This is a genomic window from Bariatricus sp. SGI.161 (assembly GCF_050313695.1).
In the GTDB taxonomy this organism is placed as follows: Bacteria; Bacillota; Clostridia; order Lachnospirales; family Lachnospiraceae; genus JAFBIX01.
Genome location: NZ_JBNPLX010000024.1, coordinates 30,524 through 47,140 on the forward strand (window position 1 = coordinate 30,524; position 16,617 = coordinate 47,140).

Sequence of the window (16,617 nt, forward strand, 5' to 3'; positions counted from 1 at the left end):
ATTATAAAATTATTGTGATTATTTTTTAATAATCCATACCACATGCATATGCCCTTTCAATCAACGCACGGTCATTAACCACTGCATCATAGAAGCGGAATCCACCGGAGAAGTTGTATGTTTCATAACCGTTTCCTTCCAGAATACGGCTGGCAATGTAGCTGCGCAGACCACTTTGGCATATCAAGTAAACAGGCTTTCCCTTCTCAATTTCATTGATACGTTCCCTTAGTTCATCTACAGGAATATTTCTGAATCCATCCATATGCCCCCTGTTAAACTCACCTACAGTTCTCACATCCAGCAATACAACACTTTTATCTTTAGAAATCTTATCCATATCTTCCAGATGCCATTGTTTTAAGGTACCTTTTGCTATATTGTCTATCATGAATCCTGCCATATTTACAGGATCCTTGGCAGAGGAATACGGCGGTGCATATGCAAGATCCAGATCTTTCAGCTGGGTTGCCTTCAGCCCTGCATGAATTGCTGTTGCCAGCACATCAATACGTTTATCAACTCCTTCATATCCAATAATCTGAGCACCAAGCAAACGATAAGTCTCTTTTTCAAAAACCACCTTCATGGTCATCACTTTTCCACCAGGATAGTAACCGGCATGACTCATAGGAGAAAGAATTACTGTATCTACATCTAATCCTGACTTTTTGGCATTGGTTTCATTGATACCTGTAGTGGCTGCTGTCATATCAAATACTTTGATAACGGAGCTTCCCTGACTGCCCAGGTAACGGCTGTCACCACCACAAATATTATCAGCGATGATCCTGCCCTGCTTGTTGGCTGGTCCGGCCAAAGAGATCAGCGCATCATCACCCGTAACATAATGTTTTACCTGAACTGCATCACCTGCTGCATAAATATCCGGTACAGAAGTTTCCATTCTGTCATTCACTACGATACTTCCCTTGATGCCAAGTTCCAGACCAGCTTCTTTTGCTAATGCTGTGTCTGGTGTAACTCCGATTGCCAGCACCACCATATCAGCCTGAAGGGATGGATTATCTTTTAATAGAACCTCTACTCCATTGTCCTTTTCTTTAAATCCTTCTACTGTATAGCCCAGTACCAGTTTTATCCCATGCTTTCTCATTTCATTATGGATCATGGATGCCATATCCGGGTCAAATGGGTTCATCAGCTGCTTAGGCCGCTGGACAATTGTAACATCCATGCCAAGCTCCCTCAAATTTTCTGCCAGTTCCAGACCAATAAAACCGCCACCTGCCAATACAGCCGATTTTGGATGATTCTTATTTATATATTCCTTTATCCGAAAAGTGTCTTCTACAGTACGAAGTGTAAAAAGTTTATCCATACCTACTCCGGGAAGTCTCGGCTGTGTTGGCTTTGCACCTGGAGAGAGGATCAGCTTATCATAGTTTTCTTCAAATATCTCACCATTCTCTAAATTTTTCACTGAAACCGTTTTTCGTTCCGGATGTATGGAGATAACTTCATGATGAATTTTCATGTTAATACGGAATCGTTTAAAAAAACTCTCTGGTGTCTGTAGTGTAAGTTCTTCCGGGTCTGTGATCACGTCTCCGATATAATATGGAAGCCCACAATTCGCATAGGATATGTATCCGGATCTTTCAAACACAGTAATTTCTGCATGTTCATCCAATCTTCGTATTCTTGCTGCAGCTGTAGCTCCTCCGGCTACACCGCCTACGATTATTACCTTCATCTTATTTTTCCACCTTTCCTGAATAAGCAGCAATGCCACCAATATTATTTACTTTAGAATATCCCATTCGTTGCAACATCCCAGTTGCTTGACGACTTCGGGCTCCGGAATAACAGTATACAAACAGCGGTATTTCTGTATTCTTCACTACCGAAACAACATTGTTAAGTTGTTGCAATGGCACATTTTTACTTTCTGGTATATGCCCTTCCTGATATTCCTGCGGCGTACGAACATCCAGCAGAACTGCACCAGCAGTCTTTTTATATTCCTCTATCCCTTGATTAATATTCGCCTGTTTTAAAAAATCAAAAAATCCCATTAACGCACCTCCTTAAAGCATCTCTAAGATTGCCTTCTTAGGTCTTGCCCCTGAAACTTTTGTTACAATCTTCCCATTCTTCATAACCACCAAAGTTGGAATACTCATAATACCAAATTTACTTGCCAGTTCTGGCTGCTCATCCACATTGATCTTTCCAACTTTGATATCAGGGCGTTCACTTGCTATCTCCTCTATGATAGGAGCCACCATACGACAAGGAGCACACCAAGGAGCCCAAAAGTCTAAAAGAACGGTTTTCTCGGAATCCATTATTTCATTCTGAAAATTATTTTTATTGATATTAATAGCAGACATTTTACAGTCCTCCTTGTTTTTTCTTTTGTGGCTTTATTATAATCTGAAATTCATTTGTTTTCTGTGATATCATCACATTATTATCATGATTAATTTTTAACTAATTTATTTTTTCATCTTATGATCTGATGGCAGTCTCACTTCTCCGGTCCTTTTCTTCATAATCGAGTTCTGTGTCTCCATCTGTGTTGGAATATAATCGCTTTCCTGCAGAAATGCACCTGCCGCCTCAGCATATGATTCATATCCAGCTGCTTTCATCCTCTTCAACATTTTTGCCAAAGCACTGTTCTTGTCTCTACTCACCTGACGTGTGCTGATGCCCAGTTCCTCTGCTGTTTCTTTAACCTGTTTTCCCATGATAAAATAATCGCTCACGATTTTCTTTTCTTTCTCTGTCAGATCGCTGAAGAGTTCTTTAAAGAAGATCTCAGTTGTAATATCCGATGCAATGTCACGTCCACTATCTGCGATAAAGTCTGTCGCACAACCGTTTTCTGATTCTAATCCACAAAATAATACTGTATTATTTCTCTGATGCTGCTGATCAAACATATAATGTTCCTTATTATAAAAAATATTAAGAACTTCCAGCTCTTCTGCTGTAATATTAGCGTATTTCACCTTCTGATATCTGTCGTAAAATGTGTATTTTCTTTCTTCCATGATTGTTTCTCCGATTTGTCGTTTTTGTTGATTTGATTTGTGACAAATCGAAAATCATGGATATCTGGCATAATGCCTGCCTCTTCCCTGCATCTTGATATGCTCTTCCTTTCCGGCATCTACCTGTTAAAAAGGAAGCTTTTTCAAATCTGCAACCTGTTTTTGGGTATAAAAAAAGGCCATGCCCTTCCGGGCACAGCCTGATGCCTTAAAATTTGAGAAAAGAAAAACCTCCGCAAACATTACGTCTGCGAAGGTCTATTTCTCTCAGCATATCAATTCTAACATGCACGTATTTTCATTGTAATACCATTCACATGCCAGTTTACTGTCAGTTCACTGCCACTTTACTTCCACTTTTCTTCCAGTTTATTTCCTCCATCTTATTCTGTATCTTTTCCGGACGTGTAAATGCCCAGAGCATTGTTGCATACAAACGGATTGCTTTCTTACGGTTTCGATAATAAGTAGTGCTTGGCATATCATCCAGCATCAGCATCACATCTTCATTGGTATTTCCTGCTTCAAAATATCTATATTTCAAAAGCCGATAATACAGCTGTCCATTTTTTGGATAATCCCTCAAAGCTATCAGGGAATCTCTCATGATTTCCAGCAAACAGAGATTCATATCATTATTCAGAAGCTTTTCCTGGATTCTGCGTTTCTCTGCAGTCGCATCGAAATCTACCAGATCATATAACATTTCCTTCAGATGCTTCCCTTCCTCTGCATACATTTCATAATCTATATCCACAAGGTTCTTCTCAATACGGAACATTACTTTAGTATACTGACTCAGCAATAATTCCGTATTCTTATAAGCATCCTCTGCCACTTCTTCCATATTGATAAACATATCCTGTATTCTCTGCATAATTGTCCTCCTTCCCGACCGCTTCCGCAGCCAGACCAATCATTGTATTGTTTGTTCCATTCACAGTCTGTCACTGTCCTAACATCTCTTCATGCAGATTCCGCAGAAATATCCGCTGTGGGATAGCTTCTATTTCTGGCTGATCGGCAACTGTATGATCTATTGAAAGCAATCGGTTCTCACGGGAAAGGATGTATCCCCGACTGCTGATGTTCTCATCGAATATCTATCTCTCCAAAGGGGGCCCTGATTCAGGGCTCCCTTTTAGGACGCCGTTATTTACGTTCCATAAACCATTTATAATTTTCTTCATAAGTCAGATGACAGATTTTTCCACCCACCTGACAGGTATAACGATATCCGGTTCCGCCAGCTTTTCGGCTGGCACAACGCTCCGGTTTTGAAACCTTATCAATCGCATACTTACGTCCATCTTCCCAGACAAACGCTGTAGGGATCAATTCTCCTTCCCGGCTGAATACTGCCAGGACATCTACATACACTTTAGCTGTCATTACAAAACACCTGCTCTCTCCTATCCATGAAAATATGCCTGTGGATGAACCGTATGTTCCTTAGCATTCAGCTGTGCCAGTATCTTATCCTGATACATAAATGCTCTCTGAATACTCTGATAGCCAAACCTTCCACGGATCTCATCTACCACCTGGTCCATCTTTTTGATTTTTTCTCTCTTCGTTTCATCCATAAATAAATCAAGCTGATACGGCATCTCTTCTGATACCAGATCACATCCTCGAACACCAAGACTACGAATTGGATGTTCCCAATTATAGTTTTTCTGGAATAACTCAAATGCAGTTCTGGCAATTTCTTCTGTAAGATTACTTGCCCTGTCCAACTTGCACTGTCTCGTGAAATGATACAATCCATTATCCCGAATCGAGATTTCTACTGTCCTGCATTGAAAACCATTTTCACGAAGCCTGGCTCCTACACTTTCTGAAAGAGCCATCAAAATAATCTTCACGTCCAATTCACTAACAAGATCTCTTGGCGTTGTTGTACTGTTCCCGATAGACTTGATCGGTACTTTATATCCTTCTACCAAAACTGGAGTTTCATCCCATCCATTTGCAAAGGTATGAAGTACCAATCCCATCTTTCCAAGATATGTTTCTAATATAGAAGGTTCTGCTCCTGCCAGATCTCCGATTGTACAAATGCCAAGTTTCTTCATCGTCCGTTCAGTGCTTCTTCCGACCATGAGTAAATCACCTACTGGAAGTTTCCATGCAATATCCTTGTAATTGTCTTTGGAAAACTCTGTAATGGCATCCGGCTTTTTATAATCAGAACCGAGCTTTGCAAATATCTTATTCCAGGAAACACCAATACTTACGGTAACCCCCAGTTCATATTTAATCCGACTGCTGATCTCTTTTGCAATCTTCATTCCGTCTCCCTTGATAGAAGTACTGGCGGTCACATCCAGCCAGCTTTCATCAATCCCAAATGGTTCTCTCTGATCTGTGTATTCACTGTAAATCTCCTGTGCCATTCTGGAAAACCTCAAATAAAGATCCATGCGAGGCGGTACAAAGATTATTTCTGGGCAAACCTGTCTTGCCTGCCACAATGCCATGCCTGTTTTTACTCCGGCTCGCTTCGCAATATAGTTTGCAGTCAGCACAATTCCATGTCTTGCTTCCGGATCACCACCGACTGCCATCGGCTTCCCGGCAAGTTCTGGATGATGCAGCATCTCAACACTTGCGTAAAAGCAATTCATATCTGAATGAAGAATTGTCCTGCTCATAACATTCACCTACCAGTCTTAAAAATCATAATAAAAGTTCTTTGCTTCATATTGACTTTGTGAAGTTTATAGATTATAATTTCTACTAACTTCACGAACATTTGTTTGTATTTTATACGTGATAATGAACTCTGTCAATAGTTTTTATAAAGTTGATGAAGTTACGATTTCAAAAACTTGGAAAGGATCCCACTATGAATTTTTCAGACAAGATTAAATATCAACGAGAACAAAATCATCTGACACAAAAAGAACTTGCAGAACTGGTCGGCGTATCCCAGCGTGCGATCGCAGCTTATGAAAGTTCCGGCACCATCGCACGAATCTCTACTATGAGAAAGCTCGCTCATGCATTGAATGTCTCTTACGATTATTTGAAACATGATGAGATCACAGATCCTTCTTACGGAATTGAAAAAATGGATTATATTGATGAAGTCAATGGACAGCTTGGTGAAAAAGGAGCCAGGGACATCAATGAGATTCTCGAAGCCAACCGTGCTCTTTTTGCTGGTGGCGAACTCGACGAAGAAGCAAAAGATGCTTTCTATCAGGCTGTAACCAAAGCATATCTTTCCTGTAAGATGGAAGCCAAAAAGACATTTGGACGGAAAAAGAAAAACACTGAAATGGAAAGTGATTCATAGGTGTCCGTATTTTCGTACAGCACTTTTGCTACTCTATACTTGCAGCAAACTATCTTATGAAATATCGAGGTGTTTTTATGAGTTCAAAATGTATAAGAGACACTGTTAATAAAGTAAAAGCAAAATATCAGGAAAGTGATCCGTACCGCCTTGCAGCCGCTATGCATATTATTGTTAAAAAGCTTCCGCTTGGAACTGATCCAAACTGTTGCAAAGGCTTCTGTATGCGGGAATGTCGAAAGACCTGCATCGTCATTAACTGCGACCTACCGGAAATCATACAGCAGATTATCCTGATCCACGAGATCGGTCACGCACTCCTTCATCAGAAACCCCTTCAGATCAAGTGTTTTCATGATTTTGAATTATTCGATGGAGTGTCACAATGTGAATATGAAGCGAATTGCTTTGCCGCTGATTATCTTCTGGAAGATGAAGATGTCCTGGAGATGCTTAACGCTGATATGTCCTTTTTCCAGGCTGCCGCAGAACTGAAAGTTCCACCGGAACTTCTTGATTTCAAATTCCGAATGATGAAACGAAGCGGCGTTCAGATTGTAGATTCTCCGATTACTTCCAACAGTGACTTTTTAAAAGATATCCCTACTTCGGGAATAATAGAAAATTACTAAATATGCTATTTTTGAAAAAGGAGATTTTTGAAAATGATCAACTTAAATAAACATAGAATAGACTTTGGAAAAGGGGATGTAGGCATTGGTGTCATCGGTAACACTACAGATTCCGCACAACTGGCATTTTATAATCAGAGTGCACGTCCCATCCATATACTCAAGAATCCAGATCAGAATCCTGGGTTCGAACCCATGGAATTTAAAGAAGAACCTTTTATCATGAGCTTCTCCAATCCTGAAAGCATTGATGCAGTTATTTCAATTTTACAACGTGCCAAATATATTAATTTCACTTCCAAAAACGAACCGCAAAAAACAGAATAGATGAATGATGTATCTTATAAAGAATGGCTGTCTTTTCTCCAATGAGCAGGCAGCCATTTCTCATGTAATTCTTTAATACAAGTCTCCCACATATCCATCTGCTTCCAGATGCATATAGCACTCGTCCACCTTCTCTGATTCCAGAATCCGCAAAACGTGTTCCATACCTGTAGCAAGTTCTTTTGTTTTTAACTCTTCCAGCGGAATCCAATAAACTCTTCCTTCCTCAGAACTCTTTAATTCTCCGGTAAACTTATCCGCTTTATACAAGGTAATAACATAGTGCACTCCGCTCTTATGCCAATGATATAATCCTCCAAGCTTCGGTGCTTCAACCGTAAGTCCTGTTTCTTCCCAGACTTCCCGAATCATAGATTTCTGAAAAATCTCATTTGCTTCTACGTGACCGCCTGGAAAAGTTGTACCGGTATAGCTATCATTTACTTTATCCAGAGCCAGTACATTCCCTTTATGATCCTGAATCATACACATATTCATAAAACAGACCTTCTCAATCTGACTCTCTTCTTTTTCATTCAGAGATTTTCTGACACGTTTGTTGATATCCGATCGTTTGGATTTATAATGCTTGAAGACCTCTCCATACGGAATCCAGATTTCTGCATCTTCAATTTTTTCATAAACAGAATCCACCACTTCTTCCAGATGTTTGTCACTCGGAAAAGTACATTTTTTCATATAATAATCTCTGGTTGCCTGAAACATCCATTCCGCAATCTTTTCTTTCTGCTTCATTTTTAACTGGGAATACTTCTTATTCGTTTGCAGTAATCTCCCATCTATCATCTTATGGTTTTTCCGTGACATCGGTTTGACCTCTTTTCTTCTTTTTCATTCAGATTTTACTATACCACAGAATCATGCTTGCGTCATACTTCTGAGCTTCGATGTCCTCTTTTTCTTCTCTCAGTACCTTATTTATAGAGGGTTCTTTTTTAAGACTCTCTTCCGGCGGCTGTGCCACCGGTAAATAGCAAGGACAGGAAGTGTATATACACTTCCGGAAAACCAGCAATTTAGGGAACCCTGCCCTAAATTAAAAACACAGAAGTCACTACTTCGAAGAACCAAAGAAAGGAGAATCTGCCTATGGCAAAGAGAAAAAGAAATATACAGATTTTGTTTTGTGTTTCCCCAGAAGAAAAAAAGCTTATTCGTAGAAAGATGATTGAATCAAAGACAAAAAATATGGGAGCTTATCTTCGTAAAATGGCAATCGACGGTTACATCGTCAACACCGATACCACTCCACTGAAGAAACAGTATGAGGAAATGCATAAGATCGGTGTGAATATTAATCAGATTGCCAAAAAAGTAAACAGCACCGGTGATCTGTATCCGGAAGAAAAGCAAGAATTAAAAGAGATGGTGAAAGAATTATGGCGTATCTTAAGATCTTCCCAATTAAAGTAACAGACAAGAAAGCTCTGGACTACATCACGAATCCAGATAAAACAGAAGAAAAACTGTTAGTTTCCAGTTTTGGCTGTTCCCCGGAAACTGCAGATCTTGAATTTTCTATGACAAGAGAAATGGCAAAAAAGAATGGAATGGACAAAGGTGATAACCTGGCATTTCATCTGATCCAGTCATTTAAACCTGGAGAAGTTGATGCCGAAACTGCCCATCGCTTAGGGCAACAATTTGCAAACGAAGTACTGAAAGGAAAATATGAATATGTGATAAGCACCCATGTTGATAAAAATCATATCCATAACCACATCATCTTTAATGCAGCAAGTTTTGTTGATCATCACAAGTATGTTTCCAATAAGCGGAGCTACCATAAAATCTGCCGGATCAGTAATCGTATCTGCCATGAAAATGGACTTGCCACCAGTATGCCAACCGGAGAAAAAGGCAAAAGTTATAAGGAGAACATGGAATATCATCGTGGCACCAGCTGGAAAGCCAAGCTACGTGTTGCAGTTGATAAAGCAATCTGGACTTCCATCAACTATGAGGAATTTTTACAAAAAATGCAGTTAGCCGGATATGAAGTCCGACAGGGAAAACACCTGTCCTTCCGTGCACCGGAACAGAAAAACTTCACTTATATGAAATCTCTTGGAAGCTATTATTCAGAAGAAAATGTCCGCATCCGTTTGGCAAAAAACCGTAACAAAATAAAAGCTCCAAGGCATCTGTCCAGAGAAGCTCGCCTGTATATCAATATCTCCACCTATATCACAACAGGCAATCGTGAATGCTTTGAACGCTGGGCAAAACTGAATAATCTGAAAGAAGCGGCACGCACCTTCAACTATCTTTCCGAAAATAACCTGCTGAATTATGAAGATTTCCAACAGCATCTTTCTGATGTTGATGCTTCTGTTAATGCGGCTGATCAGAGAATAATACAAATCAACAATGAGCTGAGTACACAGAAAGTCATTCAGAAACACTGTGATTCTTACCGGCTCTGCCGTAAGGTAATTGAAGATTGCAAATCTGCTAAAAATCCAAAAGCATACCGAACCAAACATCAAGCAGAATACCAACTGCACGATTCACTAAAAAAAGAGCTTCAGGATCTCGGTGTTACCAAAATCCCAAGCTCTAATAAAATCCAGAATAGGATAGAAAATCTTGAATCTGAACAAGCTGCTACTGTCCGGGAAAAACAAGAATTGCAGAAAAAGCAGAAGACACTGAATATCATTAGACAGAATTTCACAGCACTACTTAATGCTCCGGAGATGCAAATTCCCATATCAGAAAAAGAGCTAACTCTCTAAAAAGAAGGAGGTACCTACTTTAACGGTGCCTCTTGCTTTTCGTCTAATCTATTTATATCTTCCTCTTTATGCAATTTCCCATATTACAGTTGCCGTATCAGTAACATTAATATCGTCTGCCTCAATATCTATATCATATGCTCCCGGTGCACTCATTTCACATTCCGTACACTCCATTAATCTCATTTCATTCAATGGCTTTGTTACAAAATCTATCTCTCCCCAAGAATAATCAATTGCCTGTATTTCACCCAATTTCACATTTGCTGCTGTTGTAAGCACCTGTGCCTTTTGAATGGAATCCTCGATTGCTTTATGTAACAGCTCATTTTTACATTTTTCTACATCTGCCACTGTATACTCAATAGAAAACTCTGGCCTTAATGAGCTATGAGCCAAAGCGTAAAGGACTTGCCCTAATCTTTTATTATCAGCTGCAAACTCTATTTTCATATGGTGATTATACTTATAACCTTTAAATCTTCGCTTCCAGCTCTTATCTCTGTCCTGATAGCTTTCATATTCTGTATCGACATTAAAATATACTGTTTTAAGGTCTTTTCTCTGAAAACCAAGTTTCTCAAACAAATCCTTGAGAAGCTCTGTATCTTCTGTTGACCTTCGGAGAGTATCTTCATATTCTTTGCAAAGTTCTTCCTTGTTGACATATAACCGGATTTTATCCGGCTTTACTGCTATTTTCCCTTTTCCTGTAACTTTAATTGTTCTCATCATCTTTGCTCTTCCTTTCATTCTCATTATATTCATACCCATTGATTAAAAGCTCTATCATCTTCTTTGTCATCTGAATATACTTACCAAACGGATTAATCACAATTCCATTCACCTGTTCCCAATTAAGTGCCAGACGAAGTATTGATTCAATAGACTGATTCATCTGCACATTTCCAGCAGAACCCTTATGCATCTCTTCAGAAGATGTAAATACTCCAATCCATTCTTTTTCATCAGCATCTTTTACAGTCTCTATTTTAAGTCTTACATCATGGTCAAGCGAAATCGTGTCACCAGCCTTTACTTTACTTATCTGTTCTTCCGACATAAAAGGATTTTCCGTGATATATGGAACAATAACTTCTCCTGCCTGCTGCATTCTTGTTACCATAACTTCCATAAATAACAGCATTCCATTTTTATCCTGCTGAATATAATACTGGTCGATTGCTGCCTCAATCATCTGATTTGCCTGTGTCTCATCCACTTCATCTGAATAAGTATCCACGCTCCTGCCAAGTACATGATCAAATTCATCAAGAACATCCGTCATCAGTCCCTTATCAATCCGGCTTTTACACTCTGCAATCAGCACAGCTGGGATCCCATAAAATGCTTCTGCAATACTTCCTGTAATAGCACCAAGCGTATCCGTATCTCCACCAAGTGATACTGCATTCCGTATGGCATCCTCAAAATCTTTGGATTCCAGAAATGCGATGATTGCCTCTGGTACTGTTTCCTGACAGCTTTCAACATGATGGTAGTAGGTTCGGATATTATCCAATGTTCTACTCAGATCATAATGAAATTCCCTCTCGATATAAGCTTTGATTTCTTCTTTTGAAGATCCATTCCTTGCCATATATATTGCACTTGCAGTTGACTCTGCACCCTTTATACCTTCTGGATGATTATGTGTCACATTCGCTGTAGCTCTAGCTACCTCTCTGGTTCTTTCCATCGAATCATAAAGCCAGCCTACCGCTGACACTCTCATGGCTGAACCATTTCCATAGCTTCCGTATGGCTTCGGATTATTTTCTTTAAGCCAATGTCTGAAGCATCCACCATAGCCTGCATGTGGATATCTTTTTCCCCAATCCTGCATATTGGATGCTACCGCATCTTCAATTTTCTTTACTGCTGCTTCCGGTCCGACTGCCAGGAGAGCTTCTCCAACTGCTATTGTCATAACAGAATCATCTGTAAAGCCACAGCCTTCACTAAACAAATCAAAATTCTTTGTTTTATCACCTCTGTCAAACTCAAACGGACTTCCTATAATATCTCCTAAAATTGCTCCGTACATATATGCCTCCAATTCCCGGATTACTCCGGCACCTCTCTTTCTCTGTTACAATATGAGTATAATTAAAAGGCATCTTCATATGGTCGCTGTTTGGGCGACACTTTCAGAAAATAAAAATGCCGGTACAATATTGCACCGACACTAATTTCTCTAATATTTTTCATTTTGTTCTGACCATACTGGCGTACCATATTTTTTTCTTGCCACATCGCAAATTGCCATTAAAGCATAATAATTAACCCGATTAGGATAATGCACAGCAGGGTGATAATAATCAAGCACCAATGTATCCTTCCAAAGCGCCAACATATTATCCCATGTATCATCATTCTGTAATTCTTCCCCTAATACAAGTTTCAATAGACTGAGATTATTCCCACATACAATGATATCCGGTTGTATAATTTCCAATTCACGCTTTATTTCCAGCCTGTCTTCAAGTGCGTATTTTTTCAAATCTTCATATTCAGATTCGCTTCCGCCATTGCTTTTTTTCACATTGACCACTGCAATACGGTCTATGATTTCTTTTTCCTTAGAACGTAATACTTCATCGTCATACTCACAGATATTATCGTTAAATGCATTATATATTGCCTGTGTCCATATTGCTACCTTTCTCCACATAGTCCATGGACGTTCACAATCATGCAAATCTTCTACCAGATTATAACCATTTTCATTAGAAGTGTATGCTTCCTTTAAGAAATAACATACTCTTGGTGTATGCTGTGCTTCCCATTTTTCTTCACACACTATACCATCTCTGATAAAACGCTTATATCCATTATTTTTATGTTTTTCTTCCCAATTGTCCATTAAAAGTTTTATATCTGTCTCTCTACTCATGAATATTTTCTCCTATACTCCAAGAATTTCATTCGTATACTTAAACAATGTTACATTCAGCTGCATAATATCATACTGCTTATCTATAATAGCCTTCTGCACGATCAGATCCACCTTACTGCTTGGACTAAATGCCCAGTCCGCTCTGGCAAGTAAATCTCTTGACTGTTCCAGATCAAGCTGAAGTGCAATACAGAGTGCCATTACTGTCTTTTTCTTTGGATGATAATTCTGATCACACTGAATCTTTGAAAAATGTTTCCTATCAAGGTTTGCCCGTTTCCACACATCCTTATTATCAAGATGTGCTTCATCAATCAGCTCAAATAATTTATCATGAAAGGAAACTCCTATATTGGCCAGCTGATCTTCCAATGAAATATTTTCTAACGGCATGAGCAATTCTGTCATGCCAGTATCTGTCATTTCCTCAAGTGGATAGTTGTCTTCTTCTCTTTGAAGCATTTCTTCATTGAAATCTTCTTCTGCCAATTCTTTTACATGAGTACTTCTTCTGCTCCTTAACGGATACTCTTTTCTATGGATTTCTCTGACGTAATTAGCATCTATATAAGAATCAATATCCCCAACAATCTGACCGGACAGCTGAAAAGACCTTTTATCAAACACTACCAGTATAATTTCCATTTCATTTTCAGTAAGAAACTGGCTGAATACTGACACAGCAATCTGTAATGCCTTATCCTTCGGAAATCCATATACTCCTGTCGAAATTAATGGAAATGCAATGCTCTCGCACTTAAGTTCCAATGCTTTTTGCAATGATTTACGATAGCAGTGCTCCAGAATTTCAAATTCATGGTGCAATCCATCCGTCCATACCGGTCCTACTGTATGAATAATATATTTTGCATTTAGGCTATATGCACCAGTGACAGCAATATCACCTCTTGCAATTTTGCCGATATTCGCTCTTTCTGCGAGAAGCTTTTCTTTTCCTGCTGCCTCATATATTGCTAAGTCCGTGCCACTTGCACATATCGGATTTGGATTGGCAGTATTCACGATTACATCTGCTTTTACCTTTGTTATATCGTTTCGGACAATCTTAAATGGCATTGTGACTCCTCCTTATTTTCTAATCCTCCTCCAATCTGCAATAACATTATCCTCTCCTCTTGTACTTGTACCCCAATACCCCGGATGTGCTACAGGGTATATATATGTTTCTCCATAAATATAAGGTTCTCCAGTTCCTATAAGTTCAGATACTCTATTGCAGGAAAACTTTTTATCAATCAGAGTTCGTATTACAACCACAGATGTATCAAGACCCAGACAGATTATGTTTTCCGGCTCTATAATGTCAATCAGTGATTTTATTTCGGCTGCATCATTTGCCAATATCTTTCTGGTCATATTTCCAGAATACTTATCTCTGCGATAGCCCAAATTACAATTGCAGAAAAACAAATCTGGATATTTTTTCTTGTCAATTTCATTTTTACCAAGCAGTTCAAAGTATCTGACAATATTTTTATCCGTCTGTGAATCCCTTGCTTCCAAATCTACATTTTCATGGAACATCACATCTATACCATCATTCATCTTACGGACATTTGCAATCGTACCGTTTAGTTCTTCCTTTTCTGGTGGTCCGAAATCCTGACCTATCAGCATATACTTAATATGTGGTGTCTTCTTGGCGTAATCTCTCCCTTGCCAATATGTCCATAGGTTAATTTCCTGACACAAATCTTCTCCCTGACGTAAATCGCACCAGCCAAGTGTCAGGTTCTTTGTGTATATAGGATTTTTAAGATATTTGTTTTTTACATTTTCTATCAGCTTGCAATAAGCTGCGGATTTTTTTGCATTCATTTTATGTATATTCACCTCAAAAATTCACTGTTTTATTTTAACACTTTCCTTATCTGCTTATCCGTTGCATCCGGAAACATCTCATGCATATAGTCTACAAGCTGTTTCCATGAGTCCTGTGGATTATCCTTATAGCAGGAAGTCACATAATCATATCCATAGATATGCTCAATAGATGAATACACTGCAACATCCCATCCATATTCAATGCCTCTCTTATTCACTCTCTTCTTAAAATCGCAGTTGCACAGATATGTCTGCATCATAAGATTCGTTATAGCACCATCAAATCCCTTTTCTCCATCCTTACCAAATCCAGCCTGTTTTTTCAATTCATTTGAATAAATCTCTGAATCAGCATTATCTTCCATAAAATTGACCATTATCTTTTTATGCTTATTAGGTGCTTTCCCATCATCATATAATGCATCAAAATCATATCCATCCCGGCGATAATTAGCAAATACAGGAAGCCACTTTTTTGATATAAATCCTGCCTTCTTATCAAAGAACTTTCCATAGACGATATCATGCCGCCTTGCTATAATAGCCCGCCACATCCATGGATCAATCTCCGGATTATCACTCCACCAGTACTCTGGAACAGTTCTTTCTTCAAGTGAAAACCCATCTATATCATTCTTAAATAATGGTAAAAAGCCAAATTCATTTATATACTTGATTGCTTCATCTACAGAATGGATACATTCCGGGTTGTCCCACTTCATGCCATGCATAATCCATTCACCTGATTCGTTTCCCATAATATATGTACCTCATTACTCAGCGTACTTGTCAATCCAATTTTCGCCATCATATTCATCAATCTGTTTTACTAATCTCGTAAGATAATCTTGTAACCGGCTATCTTCTTCACTTGCATACCACACATTTGCCCGTCCAAATCCATAAGCCCAACCATTTGATTTTCTTGGGACTTCCCATTGTACCTTTCTTGATCTGATCCCTGCAGGAAGTAAGACACAATCAGATGAGTTTGCAATTGCATTGTAATATTGTATATCTTCTGGAGCAAACACTGCCTCTTGATAATGTCTGTAAACTGTAGCATGTTTATACCATCCCACGACCGTCGTAAACTTATGTGCCGGATGCTTTGCACAATAAACAACAAGCACATCATCTACTGATTCTTCTTTTTTTAATAGTTCACAACCTGCAATATTCTCAATCCGCATTTGATTGACATCTTTACCATTATGTGATTTTGTCTCAAAAAATCCCAGACAATATAAGCCTTCCCTTCCCTCCATATTCACCGGTGTAAAATTATATTTTTCATGAGCATCTCCTGTCTCATCAACATAGCTTCCACCATTTAACGGAATATCCTTTCCATCTTCATTTCCTCGATACTCCTTCATCCACGCTATGTTACAAAAAAGTATTCTCATCATATCAACCTTCTTTTCCCTTTGAAAATGGACTCAAGTCGATAAACAATTTCTTCAATCCACTTGTTTCCTTGAACTCTTTGAATAAATACTCCAGAAGTTCTTCCTGCCTTGCCTGCCCTAATGTAAGCCGGTAAAGAGACAGAATCTTTATCAGCCTTTCATAATTAACCTCATCCTTACTCATAGGATACATTGGCACAAGCCTTTCTATTTTTACACTCTGATTTTTTCCGAAACACCAGAATGGTACAAGCTCTGACTGGTCATTCTGCTTTTCCGCTTTAGCAGCTTCAAACATTTCTGTCCATATGTCTCGCTTAAATGTGATACCATCTGCCTTACCATATTTATCAGCAACATTCTGTCTTATTGCCAGACACTTAAATCTATTGATTCTGCCTTCCCTTTGTTCCAAA

At 38.8% G+C, this 16,617-nt stretch carries 20 protein-coding genes and 1 pseudogene; 5 read left to right on the forward strand and 16 right to left on the reverse strand.

From position 1 onward, the window contains the following. Nucleotides 1–25: 25 nt before the first annotated feature. From ACQRBH_RS13280 to dinB, 7 genes are all read right to left on the reverse strand, one after another. The gene (locus tag ACQRBH_RS13280; protein WP_073106970.1) at nt 26–1,717 is read right to left on the reverse strand and encodes an FAD-dependent oxidoreductase; all 1,692 of its coding nucleotides are present in this window, start codon (nt 1,715–1,717) and stop codon (nt 26–28) included. A gap of 1 nt (nt 1,718) precedes the next feature. Then, nucleotides 1,719–2,039 (reverse strand): rhodanese-like domain-containing protein, encoded by a 321-nt coding sequence (locus ACQRBH_RS13285; protein ID WP_028086465.1) that lies wholly within the window; start codon nt 2,037–2,039, stop codon nt 1,719–1,721. 12 nt (nt 2,040–2,051) lie between these two features. Beyond that, entirely contained in the window at nt 2,052–2,357 is a 306-nt protein-coding gene (trxA, locus tag ACQRBH_RS13290) for a thioredoxin (protein ID WP_028086464.1), read from the reverse strand. A gap of 105 nt (nt 2,358–2,462) precedes the next feature. After that, on the reverse strand, nt 2,463–3,023 hold the full coding sequence (locus tag ACQRBH_RS13295) for a sigma factor-like helix-turn-helix DNA-binding protein (protein WP_026650124.1): 561 nt from the start codon (nt 3,021–3,023) through the stop codon (nt 2,463–2,465). Nucleotides 3,024–3,354: 331 nt separating this feature from the next. Next, nucleotides 3,355–3,900: a hypothetical protein gene (locus ACQRBH_RS13300; RefSeq protein ID WP_026650125.1), complete on the reverse strand. Its 546-nt coding sequence runs from the start codon at nt 3,898–3,900 to the stop codon at nt 3,355–3,357. A 275-nt stretch (nt 3,901–4,175) separates the two neighbouring features. Next, nucleotides 4,176–4,415, reverse strand: a complete 240-nt coding sequence (locus ACQRBH_RS13305) for a hypothetical protein (RefSeq protein ID WP_026650126.1) — start codon at nt 4,413–4,415, stop codon at nt 4,176–4,178. Nucleotides 4,416–4,435: 20 nt separating this feature from the next. Further along, nucleotides 4,436–5,680 carry a DNA polymerase IV gene (dinB, locus tag ACQRBH_RS13310; protein WP_044924451.1) on the reverse strand — a complete coding sequence of 415 codons (1,245 nt, stop codon included), beginning with the start codon at nt 5,678–5,680 and terminating at the stop codon, nt 4,436–4,438. A 194-nt stretch (nt 5,681–5,874) separates the two neighbouring features. On the opposite strand from dinB, the gene ACQRBH_RS13315 reads away from it, so the two are divergent. From ACQRBH_RS13315 to ACQRBH_RS13325, 3 genes are all read left to right on the forward strand, one after another. Next, a complete protein-coding gene (locus tag ACQRBH_RS13315; protein WP_026650128.1) occupies nt 5,875–6,327 on the forward strand; it encodes a helix-turn-helix domain-containing protein in 453 nt (150 codons plus the stop codon). 77 nt (nt 6,328–6,404) lie between these two features. After that, on the forward strand, nt 6,405–6,959 hold the full coding sequence (locus ACQRBH_RS13320) for an ImmA/IrrE family metallo-endopeptidase (protein WP_026650129.1): 555 nt from the start codon (nt 6,405–6,407) through the stop codon (nt 6,957–6,959). Nucleotides 6,960–6,992: 33 nt separating this feature from the next. Beyond that, nucleotides 6,993–7,286: a hypothetical protein gene (locus ACQRBH_RS13325; protein WP_026650130.1), complete on the forward strand. Its 294-nt coding sequence runs from the start codon at nt 6,993–6,995 to the stop codon at nt 7,284–7,286. 72 nt (nt 7,287–7,358) lie between these two features. On the opposite strand, the gene ACQRBH_RS13330 is transcribed toward ACQRBH_RS13325, so the two are convergent. Beyond that, nucleotides 7,359–8,114 carry an 8-oxo-dGTP diphosphatase gene (locus ACQRBH_RS13330; RefSeq protein ID WP_049946956.1) on the reverse strand — a complete coding sequence of 252 codons (756 nt, stop codon included), beginning with the start codon at nt 8,112–8,114 and terminating at the stop codon, nt 7,359–7,361. A 282-nt stretch (nt 8,115–8,396) separates the two neighbouring features. Here ACQRBH_RS13330 and ACQRBH_RS13335 point away from each other — a divergent pair, with 282 nt between their 5' ends. Both ACQRBH_RS13335 and ACQRBH_RS13340 read left to right on the forward strand, forming a co-directional pair. Further along, nucleotides 8,397–8,720: a MobC family plasmid mobilization relaxosome protein gene (locus ACQRBH_RS13335; RefSeq protein ID WP_026650133.1), complete on the forward strand. Its 324-nt coding sequence runs from the start codon at nt 8,397–8,399 to the stop codon at nt 8,718–8,720. Continuing rightward, on the forward strand, nt 8,687–10,045 hold the full coding sequence (locus tag ACQRBH_RS13340) for a relaxase/mobilization nuclease domain-containing protein (RefSeq protein WP_427762044.1): 1,359 nt from the start codon (nt 8,687–8,689) through the stop codon (nt 10,043–10,045). The genes ACQRBH_RS13335 and ACQRBH_RS13340 overlap by 34 nt, the downstream gene beginning before the upstream one ends. 66 nt (nt 10,046–10,111) lie before the next feature. Here the strand turns inward: ACQRBH_RS13340 and ACQRBH_RS13345 are convergent, their stop codons facing one another. The 8 genes and pseudogenes from ACQRBH_RS13345 to ACQRBH_RS13380 all read right to left on the reverse strand — a co-directional run. Continuing rightward, nucleotides 10,112–10,780: an SIMPL domain-containing protein gene (locus ACQRBH_RS13345; RefSeq protein ID WP_026648895.1), complete on the reverse strand. Its 669-nt coding sequence runs from the start codon at nt 10,778–10,780 to the stop codon at nt 10,112–10,114. Continuing rightward, nucleotides 10,764–12,092, reverse strand: coding sequence for an ADP-ribosylglycohydrolase family protein (locus ACQRBH_RS13350; protein ID WP_044924450.1), 1,329 nt, complete (start codon nt 12,090–12,092; stop codon nt 10,764–10,766). The genes ACQRBH_RS13345 and ACQRBH_RS13350 overlap by 17 nt, the downstream gene beginning before the upstream one ends. 150 nt (nt 12,093–12,242) lie before the next feature. After that, nucleotides 12,243–12,941 carry a hypothetical protein gene (locus tag ACQRBH_RS13355; protein WP_049946888.1) on the reverse strand — a complete coding sequence of 233 codons (699 nt, stop codon included), beginning with the start codon at nt 12,939–12,941 and terminating at the stop codon, nt 12,243–12,245. A 12-nt stretch (nt 12,942–12,953) separates the two neighbouring features. After that, on the reverse strand, nt 12,954–14,021 hold the full coding sequence (locus tag ACQRBH_RS13360) for a macro domain-containing protein (protein WP_026648897.1): 1,068 nt from the start codon (nt 14,019–14,021) through the stop codon (nt 12,954–12,956). Nucleotides 14,022–14,033: 12 nt separating this feature from the next. Next, on the reverse strand, nt 14,034–14,783 hold the full coding sequence (locus tag ACQRBH_RS13365) for a hypothetical protein (RefSeq protein ID WP_049947064.1): 750 nt from the start codon (nt 14,781–14,783) through the stop codon (nt 14,034–14,036). Nucleotides 14,784–14,815: 32 nt separating this feature from the next. After that, nucleotides 14,816–15,547 carry an AlkZ-related protein gene (locus tag ACQRBH_RS13370; RefSeq protein WP_028086462.1) on the reverse strand — a complete coding sequence of 244 codons (732 nt, stop codon included), beginning with the start codon at nt 15,545–15,547 and terminating at the stop codon, nt 14,816–14,818. A 15-nt stretch (nt 15,548–15,562) separates the two neighbouring features. Next, nucleotides 15,563–16,201: a hypothetical protein gene (locus ACQRBH_RS13375; protein ID WP_080656483.1), complete on the reverse strand. Its 639-nt coding sequence runs from the start codon at nt 16,199–16,201 to the stop codon at nt 15,563–15,565. Nucleotide 16,202: 1 nt separating this feature from the next. After that, nucleotides 16,203–16,617, reverse strand: a pseudogene (locus tag ACQRBH_RS13380) (hypothetical protein); the annotation flags it as partial.